24 protein-coding genes and 1 tRNA gene are annotated in these 20,807 nt (G+C 42.8%); 4 read left to right on the top strand and 21 right to left on the bottom strand.

The features are described from left to right. The first annotated feature begins 41 nt into the window (after nt 1–41). Nucleotides 42–593, top strand: coding sequence for a mechanosensitive ion channel family protein (locus tag GDK41_RS02965; RefSeq protein WP_152085014.1), 552 nt, complete (start codon nt 42–44; stop codon nt 591–593). Nucleotides 594–886: 293 nt separating this feature from the next. On the opposite strand, the gene GDK41_RS02960 is transcribed toward GDK41_RS02965, so the two are convergent. The 3 genes from GDK41_RS02960 to GDK41_RS02950 are packed head-to-tail and all read right to left on the bottom strand — an operon-like array spanning nt 887 to nt 3,274. Next, a complete protein-coding gene (locus tag GDK41_RS02960) occupies nt 887–1,945 on the bottom strand; it encodes a succinylglutamate desuccinylase/aspartoacylase family protein (protein WP_152085013.1) in 1,059 nt (352 codons plus the stop codon). Then, nucleotides 1,932–2,837: a 30S ribosomal protein S6--L-glutamate ligase gene (gene rimK, locus GDK41_RS02955; RefSeq protein ID WP_152085012.1), complete on the bottom strand. Its 906-nt coding sequence runs from the start codon at nt 2,835–2,837 to the stop codon at nt 1,932–1,934. The genes GDK41_RS02960 and rimK overlap by 14 nt, the downstream gene beginning before the upstream one ends. Before the next feature lie 2 nt (nt 2,838–2,839). Continuing rightward, on the bottom strand, nt 2,840–3,274 hold the full coding sequence (locus GDK41_RS02950) for an ATP-dependent zinc protease family protein (RefSeq protein ID WP_172971540.1): 435 nt from the start codon (nt 3,272–3,274) through the stop codon (nt 2,840–2,842). A 142-nt stretch (nt 3,275–3,416) separates the two neighbouring features. Here GDK41_RS02950 and GDK41_RS02945 point away from each other — a divergent pair, with 142 nt between their 5' ends. Further along, nucleotides 3,417–4,388: a zinc transporter ZntB gene (locus tag GDK41_RS02945; RefSeq protein WP_152085011.1), complete on the top strand. Its 972-nt coding sequence runs from the start codon at nt 3,417–3,419 to the stop codon at nt 4,386–4,388. A gap of 23 nt (nt 4,389–4,411) precedes the next feature. Here the strand turns inward: GDK41_RS02945 and GDK41_RS02940 are convergent. Then, nucleotides 4,412–4,486: transfer RNA gene (locus GDK41_RS02940), tRNA-Arg, on the bottom strand. A 243-nt stretch (nt 4,487–4,729) separates the two neighbouring features. Between GDK41_RS02940 and GDK41_RS02935 the strand changes: the two genes are divergently transcribed. Continuing rightward, nucleotides 4,730–4,912, top strand: coding sequence for a helix-turn-helix domain-containing protein (locus GDK41_RS02935; protein ID WP_152085010.1), 183 nt, complete (start codon nt 4,730–4,732; stop codon nt 4,910–4,912). Here GDK41_RS02935 and GDK41_RS02930 read toward each other — a convergent pair. The 16 genes from GDK41_RS02930 to trmJ all read right to left on the bottom strand — a co-directional run bounded on the left by GDK41_RS02930 (nt 4,909) and on the right by trmJ (nt 18,747). Then, nucleotides 4,909–5,730 (bottom strand): phosphotransferase, encoded by an 822-nt coding sequence (locus GDK41_RS02930; protein WP_152085009.1) that lies wholly within the window; start codon nt 5,728–5,730, stop codon nt 4,909–4,911. The two genes, GDK41_RS02935 and GDK41_RS02930, sit on opposite strands and share 4 nt — an antisense overlap. Beyond that, entirely contained in the window at nt 5,717–6,343 is a 627-nt protein-coding gene (gene pnuC, locus GDK41_RS02925) for a nicotinamide riboside transporter PnuC (RefSeq protein ID WP_152085008.1), read from the bottom strand. The genes GDK41_RS02930 and pnuC overlap by 14 nt, the downstream gene beginning before the upstream one ends. Further along, entirely contained in the window at nt 6,343–6,591 is a 249-nt protein-coding gene (locus tag GDK41_RS02920) for a thiamine-binding protein (RefSeq protein ID WP_152085007.1), read from the bottom strand. Before GDK41_RS02920 ends, pnuC begins: the two co-directional genes overlap by 1 nt. Continuing rightward, on the bottom strand, nt 6,592–7,110 hold the full coding sequence (locus tag GDK41_RS02915) for a nuclear transport factor 2 family protein (protein ID WP_152085006.1): 519 nt from the start codon (nt 7,108–7,110) through the stop codon (nt 6,592–6,594). It lies immediately after the preceding gene. Nucleotides 7,111–7,134: 24 nt separating this feature from the next. Continuing rightward, nucleotides 7,135–8,514 (bottom strand): Gfo/Idh/MocA family protein, encoded by a 1,380-nt coding sequence (locus GDK41_RS02910; protein ID WP_152085005.1) that lies wholly within the window; start codon nt 8,512–8,514, stop codon nt 7,135–7,137. 121 nt (nt 8,515–8,635) lie between these two features. Beyond that, the gene (locus GDK41_RS02905; protein WP_152087497.1) at nt 8,636–9,709 is read right to left on the bottom strand and encodes a phosphotransferase enzyme family protein; all 1,074 of its coding nucleotides are present in this window, start codon (nt 9,707–9,709) and stop codon (nt 8,636–8,638) included. Between the two features lie 49 nt (nt 9,710–9,758). Beyond that, nucleotides 9,759–10,637: a nucleotidyltransferase family protein gene (locus GDK41_RS02900; RefSeq protein ID WP_232056517.1), complete on the bottom strand. Its 879-nt coding sequence runs from the start codon at nt 10,635–10,637 to the stop codon at nt 9,759–9,761. Nucleotides 10,638–10,730: 93 nt separating this feature from the next. Then, a complete protein-coding gene (locus GDK41_RS02895) occupies nt 10,731–12,164 on the bottom strand; it encodes an NAD-dependent succinate-semialdehyde dehydrogenase (protein ID WP_152085004.1) in 1,434 nt (477 codons plus the stop codon). Between the two features lie 255 nt (nt 12,165–12,419). Next, nucleotides 12,420–12,758: an ISC system 2Fe-2S type ferredoxin gene (fdx, locus tag GDK41_RS02890; protein ID WP_070983411.1), complete on the bottom strand. Its 339-nt coding sequence runs from the start codon at nt 12,756–12,758 to the stop codon at nt 12,420–12,422. A 1-nt stretch (nt 12,759) separates the two neighbouring features. Beyond that, complete coding sequence (hscA, locus tag GDK41_RS02885) at nt 12,760–14,622, bottom strand: Fe-S protein assembly chaperone HscA (protein ID WP_152085003.1); 1,863 nt, start codon at nt 14,620–14,622, stop codon at nt 12,760–12,762. A 47-nt stretch (nt 14,623–14,669) separates the two neighbouring features. Further along, nucleotides 14,670–15,194 carry a co-chaperone HscB gene (gene hscB / locus GDK41_RS02880; protein WP_152085002.1) on the bottom strand — a complete coding sequence of 175 codons (525 nt, stop codon included), beginning with the start codon at nt 15,192–15,194 and terminating at the stop codon, nt 14,670–14,672. A gap of 96 nt (nt 15,195–15,290) precedes the next feature. Continuing rightward, nucleotides 15,291–15,614, bottom strand: coding sequence for an iron-sulfur cluster assembly protein IscA (iscA, locus tag GDK41_RS02875; protein WP_152085001.1), 324 nt, complete (start codon nt 15,612–15,614; stop codon nt 15,291–15,293). Nucleotides 15,615–15,626: 12 nt separating this feature from the next. After that, a complete protein-coding gene (gene iscU, locus GDK41_RS02870; protein ID WP_152085000.1) occupies nt 15,627–16,010 on the bottom strand; it encodes a Fe-S cluster assembly scaffold IscU in 384 nt (127 codons plus the stop codon). Between the two features lie 52 nt (nt 16,011–16,062). Further along, nucleotides 16,063–17,277 (bottom strand): IscS subfamily cysteine desulfurase, encoded by a 1,215-nt coding sequence (locus tag GDK41_RS02865; RefSeq protein ID WP_152084999.1) that lies wholly within the window; start codon nt 17,275–17,277, stop codon nt 16,063–16,065. Nucleotides 17,278–17,301: 24 nt separating this feature from the next. Next, complete coding sequence (gene iscR, locus GDK41_RS02860) at nt 17,302–17,793, bottom strand: Fe-S cluster assembly transcriptional regulator IscR (protein WP_152084998.1); 492 nt, start codon at nt 17,791–17,793, stop codon at nt 17,302–17,304. A 228-nt stretch (nt 17,794–18,021) separates the two neighbouring features. Then, nucleotides 18,022–18,747, bottom strand: coding sequence for a tRNA (cytosine(32)/uridine(32)-2'-O)-methyltransferase TrmJ (gene trmJ / locus GDK41_RS02855; protein ID WP_152084997.1), 726 nt, complete (start codon nt 18,745–18,747; stop codon nt 18,022–18,024). 229 nt (nt 18,748–18,976) lie between these two features. Between trmJ and suhB the strand changes: the two genes are divergently transcribed. After that, a complete protein-coding gene (suhB, locus tag GDK41_RS02850) occupies nt 18,977–19,780 on the top strand; it encodes an inositol-1-monophosphatase (RefSeq protein WP_152084996.1) in 804 nt (267 codons plus the stop codon). A gap of 45 nt (nt 19,781–19,825) precedes the next feature. Here suhB and GDK41_RS02845 read toward each other — a convergent pair whose 3' ends face one another. Then, complete coding sequence (locus GDK41_RS02845) at nt 19,826–20,707, bottom strand: substrate-binding periplasmic protein (RefSeq protein ID WP_152084995.1); 882 nt, start codon at nt 20,705–20,707, stop codon at nt 19,826–19,828. Between the last annotated feature and the right edge of the window lie 100 nt (nt 20,708–20,807).

Below are 20,807 nucleotides of genomic sequence, written 5' to 3'. Positions count from 1 at the left end.
CATAGAATTTTAGCTGAGAACACATTATTTTGTCTTACCTTATGACCTTTTTGAGCGAACAATACCGTTTGATCGTGACCGTTATTGTATTGCTGCTTTTCCCCATCATTTTAAAGCTCAGTCGACGCCTGTTAGAGAAAGTTACACAAGGCAAAATTGATCCACACCGACAGCTTAGAGCCGAACTGCTGCTCAAAATGATCACAGCCATGGTATTAGTGTGTTTATTGCTGGTATTTTGGGGCATTGAATTACGAGGTTTGTTAGTGCTTGGCTCCTCTCTTTTTGCCATGTTAGGTGTCGCACTCTTTGCGGGCTGGTCTTTGCTCAGCAATCTCACTTCCTTTTTGCTGATGTTTATACAAAACTATTGCCGTGTGGGTAATTGGGTGAGAATTGTCGACGGAGCAAACCATGTTGAAGGCTGTATTATTGAAATGGGACTAATGAACGTCGTATTAAAAAACCTTGATGGGCACCGAGTTATTTATCCAAATAATCTGTTTGTTACCCGCCCCGTTTTGGTGCTTAACCAAGAACCAACAAAACCTAAGGCTGTTGCATCTAAGCGCGTATTAGGGCCGAGGAAATAACGACTCTTTAGATTTTGTTGATAGCGCCTGCTGGCGCTATCAACCTGATGGTTGACCTTTATTGTTTTCACAACCTAGATGATCACTTCGCTGGTTTTAGTTAACCTCAGCTGCGGATAAGAGTTTTGATAGTTCAGAAGAGAGACATTGCAACCCCTTCAATATCCAATGACGATATTTAGCTCAATATCAAGGCATTTTCGTGAAGTAATAGCGAGCTATTACAAATGAAAATAACGAAGAGAGTGAGCGAAATAGCTTTATTGGGCAAATTCTCTTATGTGCAGCTGAGGTTAGTTATTAAGTGTTACGCTACCATTACTATCATTGGTATCACTGAGTTCATCAATAAACGACTCCACTTGTTGCTCAACGATACTATTAGCATGAGCAAAATATGCCAGGTGGAACACCGCATCTCCCTCGTTTACCAAGGGCATAGTTTGTTGTCCAATAACAATGCCACTACGTGGGGCTAATAGTGCTAACTCATTATTTCCCAATGGGTTATCAATATAGGCTAGTACTTGCCCCTTCGACACCTTTTCACCCAGGTTAACCTGAGCACGCACTATCCCGTCTACTTCAGCTCTCACCCAGCTAGTTGACGCAGCTATCACTGCATCCGGCCCTTTCTTACGTCGCCGACCTTTGAGCATTTTAAGCTTACGCAGTACATTCTCAACACCTTGTAAACCACCAGCAATGGCGACAGGGTCAAAGCGTAATGCTTCGCCCGCTTCATAAGTAATAACGGGAATATTACGGCTACTTGCTTCACTGCGCAGTGAGCCGTTACGAAGTGTTGCGTCAATCACTACAGGCGTACCAAAAGCGTGCGCTATCTCAGCTGTGGCTGGGCAAGATAAATCAGCACGCACTTGTGGTAAGTTAGAACGATGAATGGCTCCGGTGTGCAAATCGATAATATGAGTACATAAACTCGCTACTTGTGAAAAAAACATGTGTGCCATTCTTGCACCCAGCGAGCCTCGCTCTGAGCCAGGAAAACAACGATTTAAATCTCGTCTATCGGGTAAATAACGTGACTTTTGCACAAAGCCAAACACGTTAACTACTGGCACGGCTATCAATGTCCCCTTTAAATCGTGTACATCGACTTTTGCAAGCAGCTGGCGTACTACCTCTACGCCATTTAACTCATCACCATGTATGGCCGCACACACCAATACCACAGGCCCTGCCTCTAAACCATTAACAACTTCGATAGGGATCGTTAATGGTGTGTGGGTATATAGCTTGGCTATCTCTAAAGACAAGGTTTGCCTTTCGCCCACACCAATTGACGTTTCTAATAAAGTAAAAGGTCTATTTATTTTAGCCTTTGCCACGCGTTGCAGTCCTCTTAGAAGCGGCATTTTTTTCAATAAAATCAATAATCATGCCGGCAATATCTTTACCTGTTGCTTTTTCTATCCCCTCTAAGCCAGGAGATGAGTTCACTTCCATAACCAATGGGCCACGGCTTGAACGCAATAAATCTACGCCCGCCACATTTAAACCCATCGCCTTAGCGGCAGCAACGGCTGTTTTTCGCTCTTCGGGTGTAATGCGTACTAAGCTGGCACTACCGCCTCGGTGCAAATTAGAGCGAAACTCGCCTTCTTGCGCTTGGCGCTTCATCGCAGCAATCACTTTATCACCAATAACAAAACAACGAATATCTGCACCACCCGCTTCTTTAATATATTCTTGCACCATAATGTTTGCTTTAAGTCCCATGAATGCTTCGATAACACTTTCAGCCGCTTTACGGGTTTCTGCTAACACTACGCCGATACCTTGAGTTCCCTCAAGCAATTTGATCACCACCGGTGTGCCACCTACCATCTCTAGCAAGTCTTTAACATCATCAGGTTTACTCGCAAACCCAGTAATAGGCATGCCGACACCTTTGCGCGACAGTAATTGTAGTGATCTGAGTTTATCTCTTGAGCGAGTAATTGCCACCGACTCATTGAGTGGGTAAACCCCCATCATTTCAAATTGACGAAGCACAGAGCAGCCATAGAAAGTCACCGAAGAACCTATTCGCGGGATCACTGCTTCTACTTCAGTTATCTTGTCACCTTTAAAGTGAATTTCGGGCTCTTGAGAGTTAATGTTCATATAACAACGCAATGCATCTAGTACCAAAATTTCATGGCCTCGCTGCTTGGCAGCTTCAATTAAACGGCGTGTTGAATAGAGTTGTTTGTTACGTGATAAAATCGCAATTTTCATTGTTAATCCATGTCTTTAGTTAAATACGAAGCGCTTGGGTCTACAACAATACGTCCGGCCATTGCTGTTCGTCCTAATAGCATTCTAAATTTCATGTTGTCACGATTCGTAAGTGTTAATTCAATCGGCCAGCTTTTGTTACCAATCACTACGCTGCTTTCTATCACATAGCGCATTTCTTTGTGGCCTCCAGAGTCTGTAACTTGTCTTTCATCTTTGATTGGCGCTTCGCAATATACTTCGATATCGGTCCGTTCTTGCTCTGGGTGAAGCCAAAATCTAACCCACGCTTGACCTTGCTTATCGAACTGCTCAACTCGAAACGCATGTAAACAAGAGGTACGTGCCCCCGTATCAACCTTAGCTTTGATCTTCTCTATGCCAAGCTCAGGTAAAGATAGCCACTCTCGCCAACCAACATTAATCATGTCAGACATACTCACTCCTTAAAAAACTGTCTTATACAGCAATTCCCAGCATATAACAGCGAATATTATTTATCCAAACAATAAGTAAATTACATTGAAGTATCAATAGTTTTGTACAACCATGATAACAAGATAAGAAAAGGATAGTACGATGAATTCAGGTTTAGTCCATGCAGTACAGTTAGATGGTTTAGGTGGCGCAACGCCCTTAGCTGAGTTAACTGATATTACGCACTTACTAGCAAAGAAGAAGCCTGTTTGGCTGCACTTTGACTACAGCTCAGACGAAACGATAAATTGGTTGAAAGCCCAACCATTTCTTGAAGAGTGGGAATGGCAGGCAATGACCACAGATGAGACAAGACCCCGAGTAACGCAAGCTGAACACGGTCTGTTGCTATTTTTACGTGGCGTCAATTTAAATCCACAGCAAAGCCCAGAAGATATGGTGTCAATTCGATGCTTTATGAATGAGCATATACTGATCACTTGTAGAAAACGTCAGCTCATGTCAGCACAAGATATACTTCATGCCTTAAAAGTTGGCAAAGGACCCAAAAACATAGCAGAGTTATTGAGCACATTAGTGCAAAGACTAACGGCAAGAATGCAAGATGTTATTTATCAAATTGACGAACAACTCGATATATTCGAAGACATATTGGATAACCATGATGGCCAGATTGATGCCACTGTACTGTCTACTACACGCAGGCAAACCATTGCTTTAAAACGCTATTTAAAGCCACAAAAAGTCGCCATTAGCGAATTACTAGAGTGCCAACTTACTTGGTTAGATGACACTGCAGCACATAAAATAAACGAAGCCGACAATGCTTTGAGTCGATATATTGAAGAACTTGAGTCAGCAATTGAAAGAGCACAAGTTATTCAACACAGTTTATCCAACCAGCTGAGTGAGCAATTAAACCAACGTATGTATGTTATGTCGGTTGTTGCCGCATTATTTTTACCATTAGGCTTTCTAACCGGTTTGCTTGGGGTAAATATTGGCGGTATACCCGGCACAGAATCACCTTATGCGTTTGCTTTGTTTGTGACTTCTTTGTGTGTATTGACTGGCGGGATTGGGTACTATTTTAGGGTTAAACATTGGCTGTAATAACAGGTGAACCATTGCATGACTGGCGCTCTCGGCAGGGATCGAACCTGCAACTTAGCTTCCGGAGAGCTACGTGATATCCATTTCACCACGAGAGCACGTCAGTGCGATAATGATAATGGCATAACCTGATAAATACTAGCGTTTGTGTGCTATATGGTTAATAAACAACCTAAAATTTAAAAAAACACTATACAAGACACAAAAAACACGATATTTAACTATGCTTATAGATACAGATGTTTAAATTGGGCTCTGTACTCGTAATGACAATGCAACTGTCGCATCATTTATACAACAAAGCGTCATTGCAATTTTATACATCAAGAGGATTTTAAATTATGACCCCTATGACTACTGAGCAAGTTGCTGAATTTTTAGGTGTTAAAGTTGAGCGCGTAAAGCGACTCGCTCGTGAGAACCTGCTCGTTGCTAAAGACCAAGATGCTGAAGGTCACCCTATTTTTGATAAGTCAGATGTTGAAAAATACAAAGAGCTCGCCCAAAGACTTGGCGGTATTTAGACTTGCCATTGCTCTAGTTGATGCCGCAAAGGAATTGCCAGCTCAGCATGACCTCGATGTTCATACCACTGGATACTCAAAAGCAGGTAACCGAGCTGATACGCTGCAAGTTTATTGTCAGCGTATTTAGGCAAAAGTTGTTTTTTCAATGCAAAATACCGCTCTAACAAATTACTACGGTGAGCGCGCGTCAACTCAAAACTACAACAAAGTGCAGCTAAGTCAAAAAAGGTATCGTTATAAGCCGCATATTCAAAGTCGATAATCTTGCTCCCTTGCTTACCAACAATAAGATTTTCTTTGACCAAATCATTGTGAAAAAATGCTAATGTTTTTGGCAAACGCTCTAGTACAGCGACACTCCAAGCCCACGCCTCTTCCATCTCACGAATAATATGTTTATCTAATTGCTTAAGTAATGGAAGAATATCTAAACGTTCTGAAGCGTAAGAAAATGTGTGAGAAGGTTCAAACTGATGAACCGTCAATACTGTGCTTAGCAAACTGTCAGTTAGCATTACAGGAGAGTCTGTACCCGGTAAAAAATCAAATACAGCGATACCTAAAGTTTCATCCCATGCATGTACATTTGCCGTTATATCCTGACACCTCGCCAATTGCTGTTGCGACTTTAAAGCACCAAGAGGGAAATGTTCTTTGTAGCTTTTTAATAACAGACGCCCCATTGATGATTCCACCAAAAAGTTATCGTTACTTAAGCCTTTATTTAAAGGAGTTAATGTATGACACGTTATGGCGGGCATTAATCGCTGTAATTGGTCACTCGCCGCTTGCGTATTTAACTTAGAGCTGAGCAAGTGCTTTTCCTTGTTTTAACTCATAGCTCTCGTACCAGCATTTATAACCAATACAAGAAATGAGGGTAAATAATAACGCCAGCGCCAGCGTTGGATAGTATCCATTCATAAAGTACACATACATAGGTGCCATGTTGATCACAACCCAATACAACCAGTTTTCAAGTACCTTTTTAACAACTAAGTAAGTTACAACAACAGCAAAACACAAAGTAAAGCTATCAAAATAACTCAGTGTTATATAATCATAGAGCGCGTGTGATAAAGCCCCTAACATTAGCGCTGATATAGAGGTCAAAGCTATAATGCACATATGTTTTTGCCAAGACCAAGAGACGATGGGCAGCGGTGAGTTTTTTGTGCCTTGACGCCACACCCACCAACCAATCACAGCCATAAGCATATAGTAAATATTCAATATTGACTCTACGAGTACATCGTCATACCAATACATAGCGGCATACATACCTGTACTGACAAACCCCGCATACCAGCAGCTTCGACGTTCAAGTACGGCAAGTACCACATAAATTAGACCTGACAATGCAGCCATATACTCCCAATACACAGATGCGATCAGTGAACTAAAAATACCCTCTATAGAATGTGTCATCAAACTGATAAGTCGCCACTAATAAACTTACAAACAAACACTATTTTTCCATAAGCTTCAAAAGACGCTTTCATATTTTTTTGCAACACGCTCATTACCACGTCGTAGTCGCCAAACACTTGGGTAGACATACTATTTGTCATCACCTTGAGTTCTGGGTGTTGGTTTAGTCGCTCAATAAAGTCTTTAATAAAAGGAATGTACTCTTGGTGTAATGGATACTTACTGATCTCTACTGATATTTTCATTTATTTTCCCTTTTTATCGTCAACCAAAAAAGGCGTATTCAGATTCTTGCCTTCTGTAATTAAGGAACGAGGTGTGTAATTTATCCAGTCTTGTTGATGAATAATTTTACCTTGCTTATCAAACTGCAATTTAATTAAAAATCGCCAAGGTCCAAGCTCTTCACCAAAATACGAAAAGCGATGAAATACCCCAGAAAAAAACGCGATGTTTTGTAACGGATCAACGACCTTTTGCTCCACAGTAAACAAAGGCTTGCCCTCAAGCACTGTTAACTTACTGTTTGGCCAATCGTAAAACTTTGCTATTGCATTACGGTCAGTGGCAAAATGGCCATAAATCATATCCTCAAGCTGAGCACTCGGGGCATAAAAAGATAGCAGCCGCTCAAAGTTCTTACGCTCTTGATATACCTCTATATAATCAGCAACAGTATGCTCTAGTGCGACTTCACTCGGCATGGATTGGCAAGCACATAATCCACAAACGAATACGATAAAACACAGTGACTTTCTAATCATAACTTATCTAACAACCTATTAAATTTATACGCCTACAATACCTAGTGGCTTACCTTGCTGCCAAGCACCTCTGGTAAAGTCAGGTATATCAACAGATACACTTCGATTCATTACAGATTGTGCTGATAGTGGCGATATCACCGACCATGCGGCACCATCATACACATCTTGATCCAGCGGCTCACCATTGCGTAAGCAGTAAATCATGCGCCAAAACATTAAAAAGTCCATGCCGCCATGTCCGCCGTTACGCTGAGCTTCTTCGCCCATTCTCAGCCAAAGCGGGTGATCATACTCGTTATACCAGCGCTGCATATCATAATCCCAATCATGGAAACTCTTGTCCCCACCATGTTCTAATGCAATACGATTTGGAAAGCCTGCGAATATGCCATTAGTGCCCTGAATTAAATTATGTCGTGAATACGGTCTAGGCGTCGTCGTATCGTGTTGAACAACGATGCTTCTGCCTTGTACTGTTTTAATCATCGTGGTGTTCATATCGCCCGCGATATACTTTGCTTGGTTACGCTGATGTTCAGGCGAGAATTCACGCTGTGCATAAGCTGCACGACCTAAAGCTGGAGAGCTCATAGACGTTAGATAATCAAAACGATCCCCTCTGTTAATATTCATATATTGAGACACGGGACCTAAACCATGCGTTGGGTACAAATTACCGTTACGTTTGGTATGCCAGTCAGTGCGCCAAGAGCCGGTTTTGTGCTCAACCTCTTTCATTTGCCAACGCAGTTCATGAATATATGCGGCTTCACCGTGAAGTAACTCTCCAAATAGCCCTTGTCGAACCATATTGAGTACCATTAATTCATCACGCCCATAGTTCACATTTTCCATCATCATGCAATGACGTTGCGTGCGCTCGGCGGTGTTAACGATGTCCCACATTTCTTCCACTGTCAGTGCTAAAGGCACTTCAACAAACGCGTGCTTACCACTGTTCATGGTGTCTATCGCCATTGGAGCATGCCATTTCCATGGTGTAGAAATTATGACTATATCAATATCATCACTCGCCAGCATATCCAGATACGCAAGATCAGCTCCTGTATATACCTTTGGTTTTGGTGCTCCTTGCTCTACCAAGTAGTCGACCGAACGGTTAAGTACCTCGCCATGAGTATCGCAAATTGCAACAATGCGCGTTCCTTCGATCTGGCTCATTCGCTTTACATGACCAAAACCGCGCTGGCCTACGCCAATAAACGCCACACGAACAATATCTAGCTTCTCGCTTACTAGCCCCATTACAGAGCGACCTTGTCGTGTTGTGGGTATACTTGATGCGCTCTGCGCGCAACCAGATAATGTGCTAGTCAACGCCGCAGCACCAACAGCACTACCCGCAGCCTTTAAAAAGGCACGGCGATTCATTTTTGTCATTGTGATTATTCCTTAAAAGATACTTCATTTAGCAAGCTACCCGATCTGAGTCACAATGCAAAATGAATGCGATTAAGTCAGCAAAGCATGCCCAAGGTACTTACAGCACCTTGGGTGGTTGTTAATAGCGAGCCAGAATATTTTTAAGGCTTTCTTCTTTCGCCAAAACGTCTTGGTATAATTTGAATTGATTACGTGCACGCTGCAGATTGTGTTGTGCTCGATGAGTTGCAAAGTAGTTATCACCATCTAAGTAGTCGGTCAAAAAGCGTAAACCAATCATAAATGGCATCACTTTAGCGCCTAATAGAAAGCTTTGTTTTTCCTGTTCGGTGAGAATTTCAGCCAAAGGTTCTACATATCCTTTTACAATGGCACAGAAGATATTTTCTCGCACAATCACATTGTCTAAATTGAGCGAATCTTCTGCTTCGGGAGAGCAAAAAGTGCGTACCATGTCGCCAAAGTCGAATAACCAATAACCTGGCATACAAGTGTCCATATCAATCACCGCCTTGCTTTGGTTGGTCTTACTACAAAACAGCATGTTATTGATTTTAGTATCGTTATGACACGGCCTTAGCGGGATTTCCTTACATGTGTTATGCAATTCGTCTGCAAGCGAAAATTGAGATTGGCAAAATGCTATCACTTGTGCACACTCAGATGCCCTGCCATGAGGATCCTCAGCCAGCACTTGTTCAAATGCTTCTATACGCTTGGCAAGATTATGAAAATCAGGGATCACATGATGTAATTGCTTTGCTTCAAAATCGTCAAGAGCTTTAGCAAACAACCCAAATGCATTGGCCGCCGTTTGTGCTTTGTCAACAGAGTCAACAACGTCCTCACTATAACTGCCGCCAATAAATTCTAGCGCGCGCCAAACTCCACCTTCAAGATTAACTAAATAATCATTTTCTACTGTTGGCAAATGCTTAATTATATTTAAAGTGTACTCACCATTATTTGCTTTTTCAGCTAAGTGTTGTTCAATGGCTCGCGCATTTTCTACCAAGTGTTCAGGTTTTGGAAATACATCTGTATTCAATTTTTGTACTACAACGGCTTGCTCGCCATCTTTAAGCAACATTGTTGTGTTGATGTGGCCATTACCAATCGGGTTCATAACAGATTGTTCACCATCCAACCCAAATTGTTGCGATAATTGTGCCGCTACTGCACTGTTTTCCATGCTAACCTCATTGACTAATGGCATGCAACTTTTGAGAGCGTCACTCTCATTATGAGCGTTGTTCATTTATTTTTCCTGCCACCGCTGCTAATTCTTCTTTAAACGTAACGCCATACCAATGATCTTCGGCTGAATAGACAGTCAAATCCATCTGTTTTGATACGATACATTGTTCTATACAAGTCGGTAAATAATACTCTTTTTTGACATCGCTGTCATAATTTCTTAGAAACTCATGAAACCCAACCTCTAGCGCCACAAAAAGCGCCTCAGTGATCCCCCAAAATGTCATGGAAGCTAAAGTATCAGAGGGGATTGCTTGTTCTTGATTGTCTATCAGACCTGTGATCCCACGTTCGGTTTGTTGAATACTCTCACACTCTTTAACTGCTACGAGCTTATCTCCCTCTAATTGGCATATTCCTCGGTTCACTCCTCCCAACGAAGAAAGTGTATGTTTTAAGGGGTATGCAACCATCGCCATATGTTGCGGGGCTCTATCAAAGTGCTGCACCATTTGAATATACGCTTGCTTGCCATAGTAGTCATCTGCAGTGATAACGATAGCGGGTCCAACTATGTAAGGTTTAGCCGTCAATAAAGCATGCCCTGTTCCCCAAGGTTTCTGACGATGCTTCGCATATTCCATAAATTGCTCAGGCACAGCGCTCACATGCTGTTCAACCAATAGGATCTCTAAATCACTTGGTAAGCGCGGTAATATCTGTTGCTCCAAACGGTGCCGTATATGCGCATTAATAATCAATACTGCACGCCGCACTCCCGCGGCATAAGCATCCTCGATACTGAGTTCCATAATGGTGCGGTTAAGTATGGGTAACGGCGTGATTTGCTTGCTACCACCAAAGCGGCTTCCTAAGCCACCTGCCAACACGATTAAGGTGGGCGCATCTACTCGTTGTTGCAACTACCTTGCTCCTTGCAATAAAGATAAAAACGTAATCAGACGAGAAAGTGTATCGCTCTTTACAACTAATGAAAAGTCATTGCAAAAATTGCTTCAATCAAACTTTTGGCATAGGTATTTAATCTCAAGGTACTCATCTAAGCCTTGGTGCGCCCCTTCTCGACCTAACCCTGAGCGCTTTACGCCACCAAAAGGTGCCACGGGATTAGAAACCATCCCTTCATTAATACCGACCATTCCATATTCGAGAGCGCTAGAAACCCGATGTATCTGTGAAACATCCTGAGAGTAAAAATATGCTGCAAGCCCCTCATTTACGCCATTAGCAATGCTCAAAGCTTGAGTTTCATCCGAGAAAGACATCACACTAACGACTGGCGCAAATACTTCTTGTTGAGCTATTTTCATATCAGCTGTGACACCTTTTAAAATTACAGGTGCCATAAAATGACCATCAAGCTTTTTACCTTCATATACAACTTGCGCGCCTTGGGCTATTGCGTCGTCAACAAGTTTTTGTGCTTTTTGCTTTGCCTCTACCGTGATCAATGGACCTATATCTACGTCCTCAGCTAAACCATCCCCAACAACGAGTTGCGCTACTTGTTTTTGCAAGCCATCTAACACTGTTTGTTCAATATTCTGTTGAATTAAAATACGGTTGGCGGCAACACATGTTTGCCCTGCATTTCTAAATTTAGCCGCCATTAAACCAGTAATTGCATGGTCTATATTGGCTGATTCAAAAATAATAAACGGCGCATTACCACCAAGTTCCATCGATGTGCGTTTAATTGTGCCTGCACACTGGGAAAGTAAGGTAGCTCCAACCTTTGTTGAGCCTGTAAAAGTCAGTTTGCGAATATCGGGGTTTTCACACAAAGGCTTTATGAGCCCAGCAGAATCAGAGGTCAGCAAAACTTGAAACACCCCTTTTTGCATACCAGCCATTAAAGCTAATTTAGCTAAAGCAAGCGCACTCAAAGGTGTTTGCTCTGAGGGCTTTAATAAAAAGCTGCATCCTGCTGCATAGGCTGGTGCTACTTTGCGGGTGATCATTGCCAGCGGAAAGTTCCACGGGGTAATGCCAAGCACCACGCCCACACCTTGTTTAATTGTACGTAATTGGTGTTCATCATCATTTGCAGGGATAATTTCACCATAATTTCGTTTTGCTTGCTCAGCAAACCACAAAATAAACCCAGCTGCGTACTCTACTTCTCCAAGTGCTTCTTTTAATGGTTTGCCTTGCTCTTGAGTAAGAAGCTTTGCTAAGGATTCTTTTTCTTTGATAACTAACTCATACCAACGATACAGTATCTGGCTTCGCTGTGCTGCACTGGTGTTTTTTAATTGCACGAATGCATCTTTTGCCGCGCTAAGAGATTGGTTGACACCCTCTTCATCTACTTCTGACACTTCTTCTAAAACATGAGCGTTTGCCGGATTAATCACTGCAAAATGCTGTGCGCCTTGATACCACTCACCCGCAATCAATGAGTGTTTCAACTGCATAAATAAAACCATGCTATACCTCATAAAAACACAAAAACCGTAGCAATCACTACGGCTTATATTATATCTAGTAACCTAATACTAATCTTAAACTGGTGATAGGACAAATCGAGTCGATGCAGCTCCAATAGGTTGCTAGCAACTTTCTAAACACATTGTTTGCTGCATTCGATAGCCCCCCCCCAAACTAGAGCATCACGATAAAAACATACTAAAAAGCCACAGCGCTTTGCTGTGGCTTTTTAAATACTTTAACTCGTGTAACGATTAATGCTCTTCGTTAACGATATTTAAATTGTACTTCGGAATTTCAACTACTAAATCTTCATCAGCAATCACCGCTTGGCAACCTAGACGCGATTCAGCTTCTAAGCCCCATGCTTTATCTAGCATGTCGTCTTCTAGCTCATCGCTTTCATCTAATGAGTCAAAGCCTTCGCGTACAATTACATGGCACGTTGTACAAGCACATGACTTTTCACAGGCATGTGGAATGCTAATACCATTTTTAAGCGCTGCGTCTAGTACCGTTTGTCCTTTTGGTGCTTCAATGGCTGCGCCTTCAGGACAAAGCTCTTCATGGGGTAAAAAGATGATCTGTGGCATGTTAAACCTCGTCTACTGACTGCCCTTGCAGTGCTTGTTTAATTGATACATCCATACGGCGCGATGCAAACTCACTGCTCGCCGCGTCTACTTTTTCAATCGCATTTTTGATTTCATCTGGCGATTGTGCCTGCTCACGCGCTTGCGCAAGCAAGGTCATTTGCTCGCGTAGGTGTGCAAGCTCCTGCTCATTAAGCAACGCACTATCTGTCGCTAGCGACGCTTCTAGTGCCTCTAACACTCGCAGTGCTTCAACTTGCTGTTCTTTAAGCATACGCGCTTGCATATCTTCTTTGGCATTACTCATTGACTCTTTTAGCATTTGTGCCACTTGGTCGTCAGATAAACCAAATGAAGGTTTCACCTGTATTTCAGCCTGTACACCGGTTGATTTTTCCATCGCTGACACGCTCAGTAAACCATCGGCATCCACTTTAAAAGTTACGCGAATATGCGCCGCGCCCGCCGCCATCGGTGGAATACCTTTAAGACTAAACTTCGCTAATGAACGGCAGTCATCTACCAGCTCACGCTCACCTTGCAACACATGCAATGACATCGCGGTTTGGCCATCTTTAAAAGTGGTAAACTCTTGCGCGCGAGCAACTGGAATAGTGGTGTTACGAGGAATGATTTTCTCAACTAACCCCCCCATGGTCTCTAACCCTAGCGACAATGGTAGTACATCCAGTAGCAACATGTCTGAATCAGGCTTGTTACCAACGAGAATGTCGGCTTGGATTGCCGCGCCAATCGCCACAACTCTATCTGGGTCAATTGAAGTAAGCGGTTGTTTTTCAAAAAAGCCTTCTACTTGCTCACGAATAACCGGCATACGGGTTGAGCCACCGACCATCACGACTTGTAAGATTTCTTCATTGCTGACACCAGCATCTTTTGCCGCACGGCGACATGCTCTTAGTGTTTTCTTAACCAGTGGCATCACCAACTCTGCAAATTCTGCACGCGTAACTGTCACTGTGTGGCTTTGTTCACGCAACTCAAGCTTAACGTTAACGGTTTCATAGCTACTAAGTGCTTCTTTACACGCTTTGGCTTTATTGATAAATAAACGTAGCTCTTTGGCATTTAAATCATTGATACCCGTTTGTAATTTAAATAGGCTAACCAATGCTGAATCGAAATCATCCCCACCAAGGCTTGAGTCGCCCCCCGTGGCTAGTACTTCAAATACACCTTGATTTAAACGTAAGATAGAAATATCAAACGTACCACCACCTAAATCATATACAGCTATCACGCCTTCTTGGCCAGAGTCTAAACCGTAAGCCACCGCAGCAGCAGTGGGTTCGTTAAGTAAACGCAGCACTTTTAAACCCGCAAGCTCCGCCGCATCTTTGGTACTTTGTCGCTGCGCATCATCAAAATACGCAGGCACAGTGATCACCGTACCTTGTAGCTCTTCACCAGCAAAACTAGCTTCAGCACGAGCACGCAAGCTTTTTAAAATTTCAGCAGAAGCTTGAACGGGGCTAACAGGTCCAGCCACAGTATTAACCGCTAGACCACTATCAGTTTGCTCAAATTCATAAGGTAATTGGCCGTAACTTTGCTCAATTTCTAACTGAGTTTTACCCAAAAAACGTTTTACCGAAATCAAAGTATTGGTTGGGTCTTCAGCAGATGCTTGCTGAGCTGCACTGCCCACAACGACACCTTCAGCTTGATAACGTACCACTGATGGCAACATCACTGAGCCATCAAAATCAGCAAGCGTTTTTGCTTCACCGCTTTGTACTGTGGCTACCAAAGAGTTAGTCGTTCCAAGGTCAATACCAATTGCTAATTTATGTTCATGTGGTGCCGCGCTCTGCCCCGGCTCAGCAATTTGCAATAATGCCATAATGCTCTTTCACTGTTAGACTCGTTATAACAAACGGGTCGAGAAAATTAATCAAATAAACTGTCTTCGATACGCGCTAATTCGTCACGCAACTTGTATACAAACTTGAGTTTACGAATGTTATCGGCGGCCTGCTGCAAGTCTTGCTCGCTGTCGCTGCTTAACTGCTGTGCTAATTGCTGACTAAACTCCACATCAAGGGCCTTAATCTGCTGCTCAAACTGTTCTATTGCCGCTTCTACATCATCACTTTGCGGCAACTCTTCGAGCGCTTCACGCATCTCCATTTGCTGCATCAAAAACATCGGATCTTGCAGTGTCTGCTGCTCGGCACGTATATCAACACCGCGTTCGCTAAGCATATACTCAGCGCGTTTTACTGGGTGCTTTAATACCGCTAAAGCATCGTTTATTTCTGCCGTTTTTTGCACTGCTAACAATTTATCTCGCTCGCCTTTACCAGCAAAGCGATCAGGATGCACAACACGTTGAAGCTCTAGGTATTGTTGATTTATCTTTGCAAGATCAACATTATAATCGACTGGAATGTTAAATAACTCAAAATAGCGCATGTCTTTTACTTACCTAAGATGTGCGCTTAACGCGCATTGCAAATATACGACAAAGCCCTACCAAGGCAGGGCTTTGAAAATCAACCAGTTCGGCGTTTATACCGTAAAGCTCTCACCACAACCACATTCGTCTTTTTGGTTTGGGTTATTAAACTTAAACCCTTCGTTAAGACCTTCTTTGGTGTAATCAAGCTCGGTGCCGTCAATATAAACTAGGCTCTTAGCATCAACGATTATTTTTACATCGTTGTGCTCAAATACTTCGTCGCCTTCGTCTAGTTCGTCAACAAACTCGAGTACATATGCAAGACCTGAACAGCCCGTGGTTTTAATGCCAACACGTAAACCTATGCCTTTGCCACGATTTGCTAAAAAGGCCTGAACTCGGTTTGCCGCTGCGTCTGTCAATGTCACTGCCATGGTTCTTTACTCTTACTTCGCTTGTTTACTTTTATAGTCTGCAATTGCTGCTTGAATAGCGTCTTCTGCCAAAATCGAGCAGTGAATTTTCACTGGTGGTAACTCAAGCTCAGCGCTGATATCCGTGTTCTTGATAGTCGCCGCTTCTTCAAGGCTCTTACCCTTAACCCACTCAGTTACTAATGATGATGACGCAATTGCACTACCGCAACCGTATGTTTTGAACTTAGCGTCTTCGATAATGCCTTGCTCAGATACTTTAATTTGCAGTTTCATTACGTCACCACATGCAGGCGCGCCTACCATGCCAGTTGCTACGCTTGGGTCATTTTTATCTAATGAACCAACGTTACGTGGGTTTTCCACGTGGTCTATTACTTTTTCACTGTAAGCCATAACTATTTCCTCACTATGTGCTCATAACGCTTGGCTACAAGCAAAAACTTGCTTAATGATGTGCCCATTCAACGCTATCTAGGTCAATGCCTTCTTGATGCATTTCCCAAAGCGGTGACATTTCACGTAAACGGCCAATTGAATCTTTGATTAGGTTGACGGTGTAATCAATTTCTTCTTCTGTTGTAAAGCGGCCAATACTAAAGCGAATTGAGCTGTGTGCTAATTCATCGTTACGCCCTAATGCACGTAGCACATAAGACGGCTCTAAACTTGCTGACGTACAAGCTGAACCTGATGAAACCGCAATGTCTTTGACTGCCATCAATAACGACTCACCTTCAACAAAGTTAAAGCTGATGTTCACAATCCCTGGTACTGACTGCTCAATGGCACCATTAAAATAAACTTCATCCATTGACATAACGCCGTCGATTAAACGCTGACGCAATGCGCTGATATGTGCGTGATCTTTATCAAAGTCTTCTTTAGCAATACGAAACGCAGCGCCCATACCAACAAGTTGGTGCGTTGCGAGCGTACCTGAACGCATACCACGTTCATGACCACCACCGTGCATCTGCGCTTCTAAGCGAGCACGTGGTTTACGACGAACATAAAGGGCACCAACCCCTTTCGGACCATAAGCTTTGTGACCCGAGAATGACATGAAATCAACTTTCAGCTCTTGTAAGTCAATTTTCACTTTGCCTGCGCTTTGTGCACCATCAACGTGGAACATAATTTTGCGCTCACGGCACATTTCGCCAATAGTCGCGATATCTTGAATAACGCCTAGCTCGTTGTTCACATGCATTACGCTCACTAAAATAGTGTCATCACGCATTGCCGCTTCAAGCTTTTTCAAGTCAAGTAAGCCGTTTTCTTCCACTTCCATGTACGTAACTTCGAAGCCTTGACGCTCAAGTTCACGACACGTATCAAGTACGGCCTTGTGCTCGGTTTTAACAGTAATGATGTGCTTGCCTTTCTTTTTATAGAAATGCGCCGCACCTTTAATTGCTAAGTTATTTGATTCAGTTGCGCCTGAAGTAAACACAATCTCACGCGGATCAGCGTTAATTAAATCAGCGATATCGTTACGCGCTTGGTCAACTAACTCTTCTGCCTGCCAACCAAAGCGGTGTGAGCGTGAAGCTGGGTTACCAAAGTTGCCATCCATCGTCAGGCATTGCATCATTTCGTCTGCAACGCGCTGATCAACCGGAGTGGTTGCTGCATAATCTAGATAAATCGGTAATTTCATTTGTTTCTCCGCTTGACGTCAACCTTACAGTTGACAGCTCACTTGAATATTGTCTAATTGCTTCATCGCACTGTTGACGCTCTTGTCCTGACGCGATGCAACAGATTGCACATCAGAATTAGCGACTAACTCGGCAAGGGAAATATTGTTTAAAAACTCTTCGATGCGCACGCTTAGATCAGACCAAAGCGTATGAGTTAAACAACGCATACCACTTTGGCAACCGCCCCCTTCCCCATGGCAACGCGTTGCGTCTACAGACTCATCAACCGCGTTGATAACGTCTCCCACAGAGATACTTTGCACATCGCGACCAAGTAGATAGCCGCCGCCTGGACCACGTACAGATCTGACTAATCCATGTTTACGTAGTCGGGCAAATAATTGTTCAAGGTATGATAAAGATATTTCCTGACGCTCTGAAATATCAGCCAGCGGGACCGGACCTATTTCGGCATGCAAGGCAACGTCTAACATTGCTGTTACTGCGTATCTGCCTTTTGATGTCAGTTTCATGAAGCCCCCTAGCTTTTTACCAAAAAGCAAATTTTAATTACCTGACTAGGATAGTCAAGTATTACTCACGAGTAATGCGACTAAAGTTACCTAATACCCGAGTAAAATAGTCAAGTACTAGGCTTATTGTAATTACCTGAGTAATTTAGTCAAGTATTAATCGCTACCCAATGCCGCTCATATTGCTATCTAACCGTCTATATATAGCGGCACGTTGGCAAATACGACTTACTTGTTTGTTGATTTATTAATTGAAGTCAAAATCCCACGTAGAATATTGAGTTCTTGATCTTCAGGGCGAGCACGGTTGAACAAGCGCTTAAGCTTGGTCATTACCATACCGGGGTGTTGCTTGATAATAAAACCCGTATCATTGAGTGTGCTTTCTAGATGCGCATAGAATAATTCCATTTGCTTAGCACTTGGGTATACAGCTTCGTCAGCTTCTGGCTGAGCATCCTGAGTATCTAAAAACGCCATGCGCGTTTCGTAAGTAAGCGTTTGCACAGCCATCGCTAAATTTAACGAGCTGTATTCAGGGTTCGCTGGAATACACACATGGTAGTTGCATAGCTGTAGTTCTTCATTTGTTAAACCACTGTTTTCACGACCAAAAACCAGTGCTACAGGGCCATTTTGTGACTCTTTAACTAACTTTTGAGCACATTCTCTTGGCTCCACCATCGGCCAAGATAGTGTACGAGAGCGGGCACTTGTGCCAATCGTTAGTGCACAATCTTCAATGGCTTCAGATAACTCGTTTACAATTGTCGCATCACCTAACACATCCGTTGCGCCTGCTGCCAATGCACTGGCATGGCTATCAACTTCACACGCTGGGTCAACTAAATACAATTTAGACAGGCCCATGGTTTTCATCGCACGAGCTACTGAGCCAATGTTACCTGAATGAGATGTGTTTACTAACACGATACGAATGTCTTGTAATGCCATTGATAAACTAGCCTTGAAAAAAATAATGGCGAAGTTTACCACAGCCACGAGGGCGCACCATAGTAAAAAGCCTTGAAGCAACCTGATATTAATTAATTCCTTATCCAGAACAGTACCGTACAAAAAAACAGCAACTTTATTTAAGCCTAGTTATTTACTTTGTGATAAAAATCGCTAGAATACGCCGGCTCTATACGAATATGTTCTTTTACAACCCAAAGGTAATGCTATGCATCCAATGTTAAACATTGCGGTACGCGCTGCGCGTAATGCAGGTAAAGTGATCTTACGTGCATGTGAAGATTTATCAAAAGTCGAAGCTCAACAAAAGGGCACTAACGACTTTGTTACTAACGTAGACAAAGACGCTGAAGCCGTCATCCGTGATACCATTCTTAAAGCCTTTCCTGAGCACTCAATAGTGGGTGAGGAACTTGGAGTAATAGAAGGCAAAGATGCTGATTACCAGTGGGTTATCGATCCTCTTGATGGTACTACAAACTTCATCAAAGGCATCCCTCATTTTGCTGTTTCTATCGCATTAAAAGTTAAAGGCCGTGTTGAACAGGCCGTTATTTATGATCCTATCCGCAGTGAACTGTTCACAGCGTCACGTGGTCAAGGTGCGCAATTAAACTCAAAACGTATCCGCGTTACAAAAAGTACTGAGATTGCAGGTTCTGTTCTTGGCACTGGCTTCCCGTTCAAGCAAAAACACCACATCGACGCATACACAGAAGCATTTAAAGCACTCTTTGTGCACACTGCAGATATTCGTCGTGCAGGTTCTGCAGCATTGGATATGGCGTACGTTGCGGCAGGTCGTCTGGATGGTTTCTTTGAGATCGGCCTTAAGCCTTGGGATACAGCCGCAGGCGAACTGCTAGTTAAAGAAGCTGGCGGCATGGTGATGGATTTTGCAGGTGGCGCAGGTTACAACCAAAGCGGTAACATTATCTGTGGCGCACCAAAACTTTGCCAATTAATGGTCAAAGAAATGCGTCCAGTCCTCACTGAGTCACTGCTGCGTTAATAACACAGGTTATTAAACATTAAAAAAGGAGCCTAGGCTCCTTTTTTAATGTTTCTTACTTTTAGATGGTATTGCTTGACTATCATTGAGTACCACTGGGGGCGTTGATAATTCAGCTGTAACAGGTATCTCAAAATAAGGATTTTGTAGCTCCAAAACCTGCGTATCTTTATCAAAAGGTAGCTTAGCCAAAACATCTGCAAAATATCGCTCAAACAACGCATCAAATTCACCCGAAGCTTGTAATCTTGCAAGCCCTTTCGTTAATGCGTTAGCTAGCTGCGGTTTTTCTTTATTGACAAAAAAGTAAAATGCACTGGGGTAATGCAAATAAATACTAGGTAAAACCACTAAATTGTCAGTTTTTTGATTTGCCAACTCAGCCCCGACTTCAATAAATGAGCGAGGGAAATAATCAAGCCGACCGCGAGAGATCATTGCGAACATGGCTTTATAGTTTGCCATAGGTCGAACCGATAAATTATTATGACCTAATATTTTCGTATCTGGCCAATCATGGCCCTGAACAGCCGTTAGTTTAGATAGATCTGCTAAAGATTTGATTTCATCAAATTGAGATAAATGAGATTTGTTAACCAGTAAAGCGCGTTTTCCAATAAAGCCTTTAAATAAAGGAACGCGAATAGCAGTAGCAAGTTGTTCTCGCTCAGGACTGGTCATACTCCAATGCAAGTCCACTTCGCCTTGGCCCAATGCCAAAAGAGTACGCTGCTGATGGGGATGAACCTTGACATGCTCAATTTGCACATCAAACTGCGCTTTTTTAAGCGCTAAGTCGAGCAGTTCGTATAAGTACAGATCTCTGTCGTATAAAGTGCGCTGCTCTTTAGCCACATAAATAACTTGTCCCGCGACTGCACAACCCGCCCAACTACACAATAGGCACAGCAATACGAATTTACGCATATACCTGTTCCAAACATGTTTTTGATTACGCTACACCCAGCCGAGCTTTTACTCAAGTCTTTATAAATATTTTTATTGCAAGATATTCAATCGATCACCA

The sequence above is a fragment of the Pseudoalteromonas sp. A25 genome (assembly GCF_009176705.1).
GTDB lineage: Bacteria > Pseudomonadota > Gammaproteobacteria > Enterobacterales > Alteromonadaceae > Pseudoalteromonas.
This window is presented reverse-complemented; position numbering and strand designations above follow the sequence as displayed.

Excerpts from the sequence above, each read along its gene's own strand:
- GDK41_RS02965 (WP_152085014.1), top strand. The coding sequence starts at position 42 with ATGACCTTTTTGAGCGAACAATACCGTTTGATCGTGACCGTTATTGTA.
- rimK (WP_152085012.1), bottom strand. The coding sequence starts at position 2,837 with ATGAAAATTGCGATTTTATCACGTAACAAACAACTCTATTCAACACGC.
- GDK41_RS02950 (WP_172971540.1), bottom strand. The coding sequence starts at position 3,274 with ATGTCTGACATGATTAATGTTGGTTGGCGAGAGTGGCTATCTTTACCT.
- GDK41_RS02945 (WP_152085011.1), top strand. The coding sequence starts at position 3,417 with ATGAATTCAGGTTTAGTCCATGCAGTACAGTTAGATGGTTTAGGTGGC.
- GDK41_RS02935 (WP_152085010.1), top strand. The coding sequence starts at position 4,730 with ATGACCCCTATGACTACTGAGCAAGTTGCTGAATTTTTAGGTGTTAAA.
- pnuC (WP_152085008.1), bottom strand. The coding sequence starts at position 6,343 with ATGACACATTCTATAGAGGGTATTTTTAGTTCACTGATCGCATCTGTG.
- GDK41_RS02920 (WP_152085007.1), bottom strand. The coding sequence starts at position 6,591 with ATGAAAATATCAGTAGAGATCAGTAAGTATCCATTACACCAAGAGTAC.
- GDK41_RS02915 (WP_152085006.1), bottom strand. The coding sequence starts at position 7,110 with ATGATTAGAAAGTCACTGTGTTTTATCGTATTCGTTTGTGGATTATGT.
- GDK41_RS02910 (WP_152085005.1), bottom strand. The coding sequence starts at position 8,514 with ATGACAAAAATGAATCGCCGTGCCTTTTTAAAGGCTGCGGGTAGTGCT.
- GDK41_RS02905 (WP_152087497.1), bottom strand. The coding sequence starts at position 9,709 with ATGGAAAACAGTGCAGTAGCGGCACAATTATCGCAACAATTTGGGTTG.
- GDK41_RS02895 (WP_152085004.1), bottom strand. The coding sequence starts at position 12,164 with ATGGTTTTATTTATGCAGTTGAAACACTCATTGATTGCGGGTGAGTGG.
- fdx (WP_070983411.1), bottom strand. The coding sequence starts at position 12,758 with ATGCCACAGATCATCTTTTTACCCCATGAAGAGCTTTGTCCTGAAGGC.
- hscA (WP_152085003.1), bottom strand. The coding sequence starts at position 14,622 with ATGGCATTATTGCAAATTGCTGAGCCGGGGCAGAGCGCGGCACCACAT.
- hscB (WP_152085002.1), bottom strand. The coding sequence starts at position 15,194 with ATGCGCTATTTTGAGTTATTTAACATTCCAGTCGATTATAATGTTGAT.
- iscA (WP_152085001.1), bottom strand. The coding sequence starts at position 15,614 with ATGGCAGTGACATTGACAGACGCAGCGGCAAACCGAGTTCAGGCCTTT.
- iscU (WP_152085000.1), bottom strand. The coding sequence starts at position 16,010 with ATGGCTTACAGTGAAAAAGTAATAGACCACGTGGAAAACCCACGTAAC.
- GDK41_RS02865 (WP_152084999.1), bottom strand. The coding sequence starts at position 17,277 with ATGAAATTACCGATTTATCTAGATTATGCAGCAACCACTCCGGTTGAT.
- iscR (WP_152084998.1), bottom strand. The coding sequence starts at position 17,793 with ATGAAACTGACATCAAAAGGCAGATACGCAGTAACAGCAATGTTAGAC.
- trmJ (WP_152084997.1), bottom strand. The coding sequence starts at position 18,747 with ATGGCATTACAAGACATTCGTATCGTGTTAGTAAACACATCTCATTCA.
- suhB (WP_152084996.1), top strand. The coding sequence starts at position 18,977 with ATGCATCCAATGTTAAACATTGCGGTACGCGCTGCGCGTAATGCAGGT.
- GDK41_RS02845 (WP_152084995.1), bottom strand. The coding sequence starts at position 20,707 with ATGCGTAAATTCGTATTGCTGTGCCTATTGTGTAGTTGGGCGGGTTGT.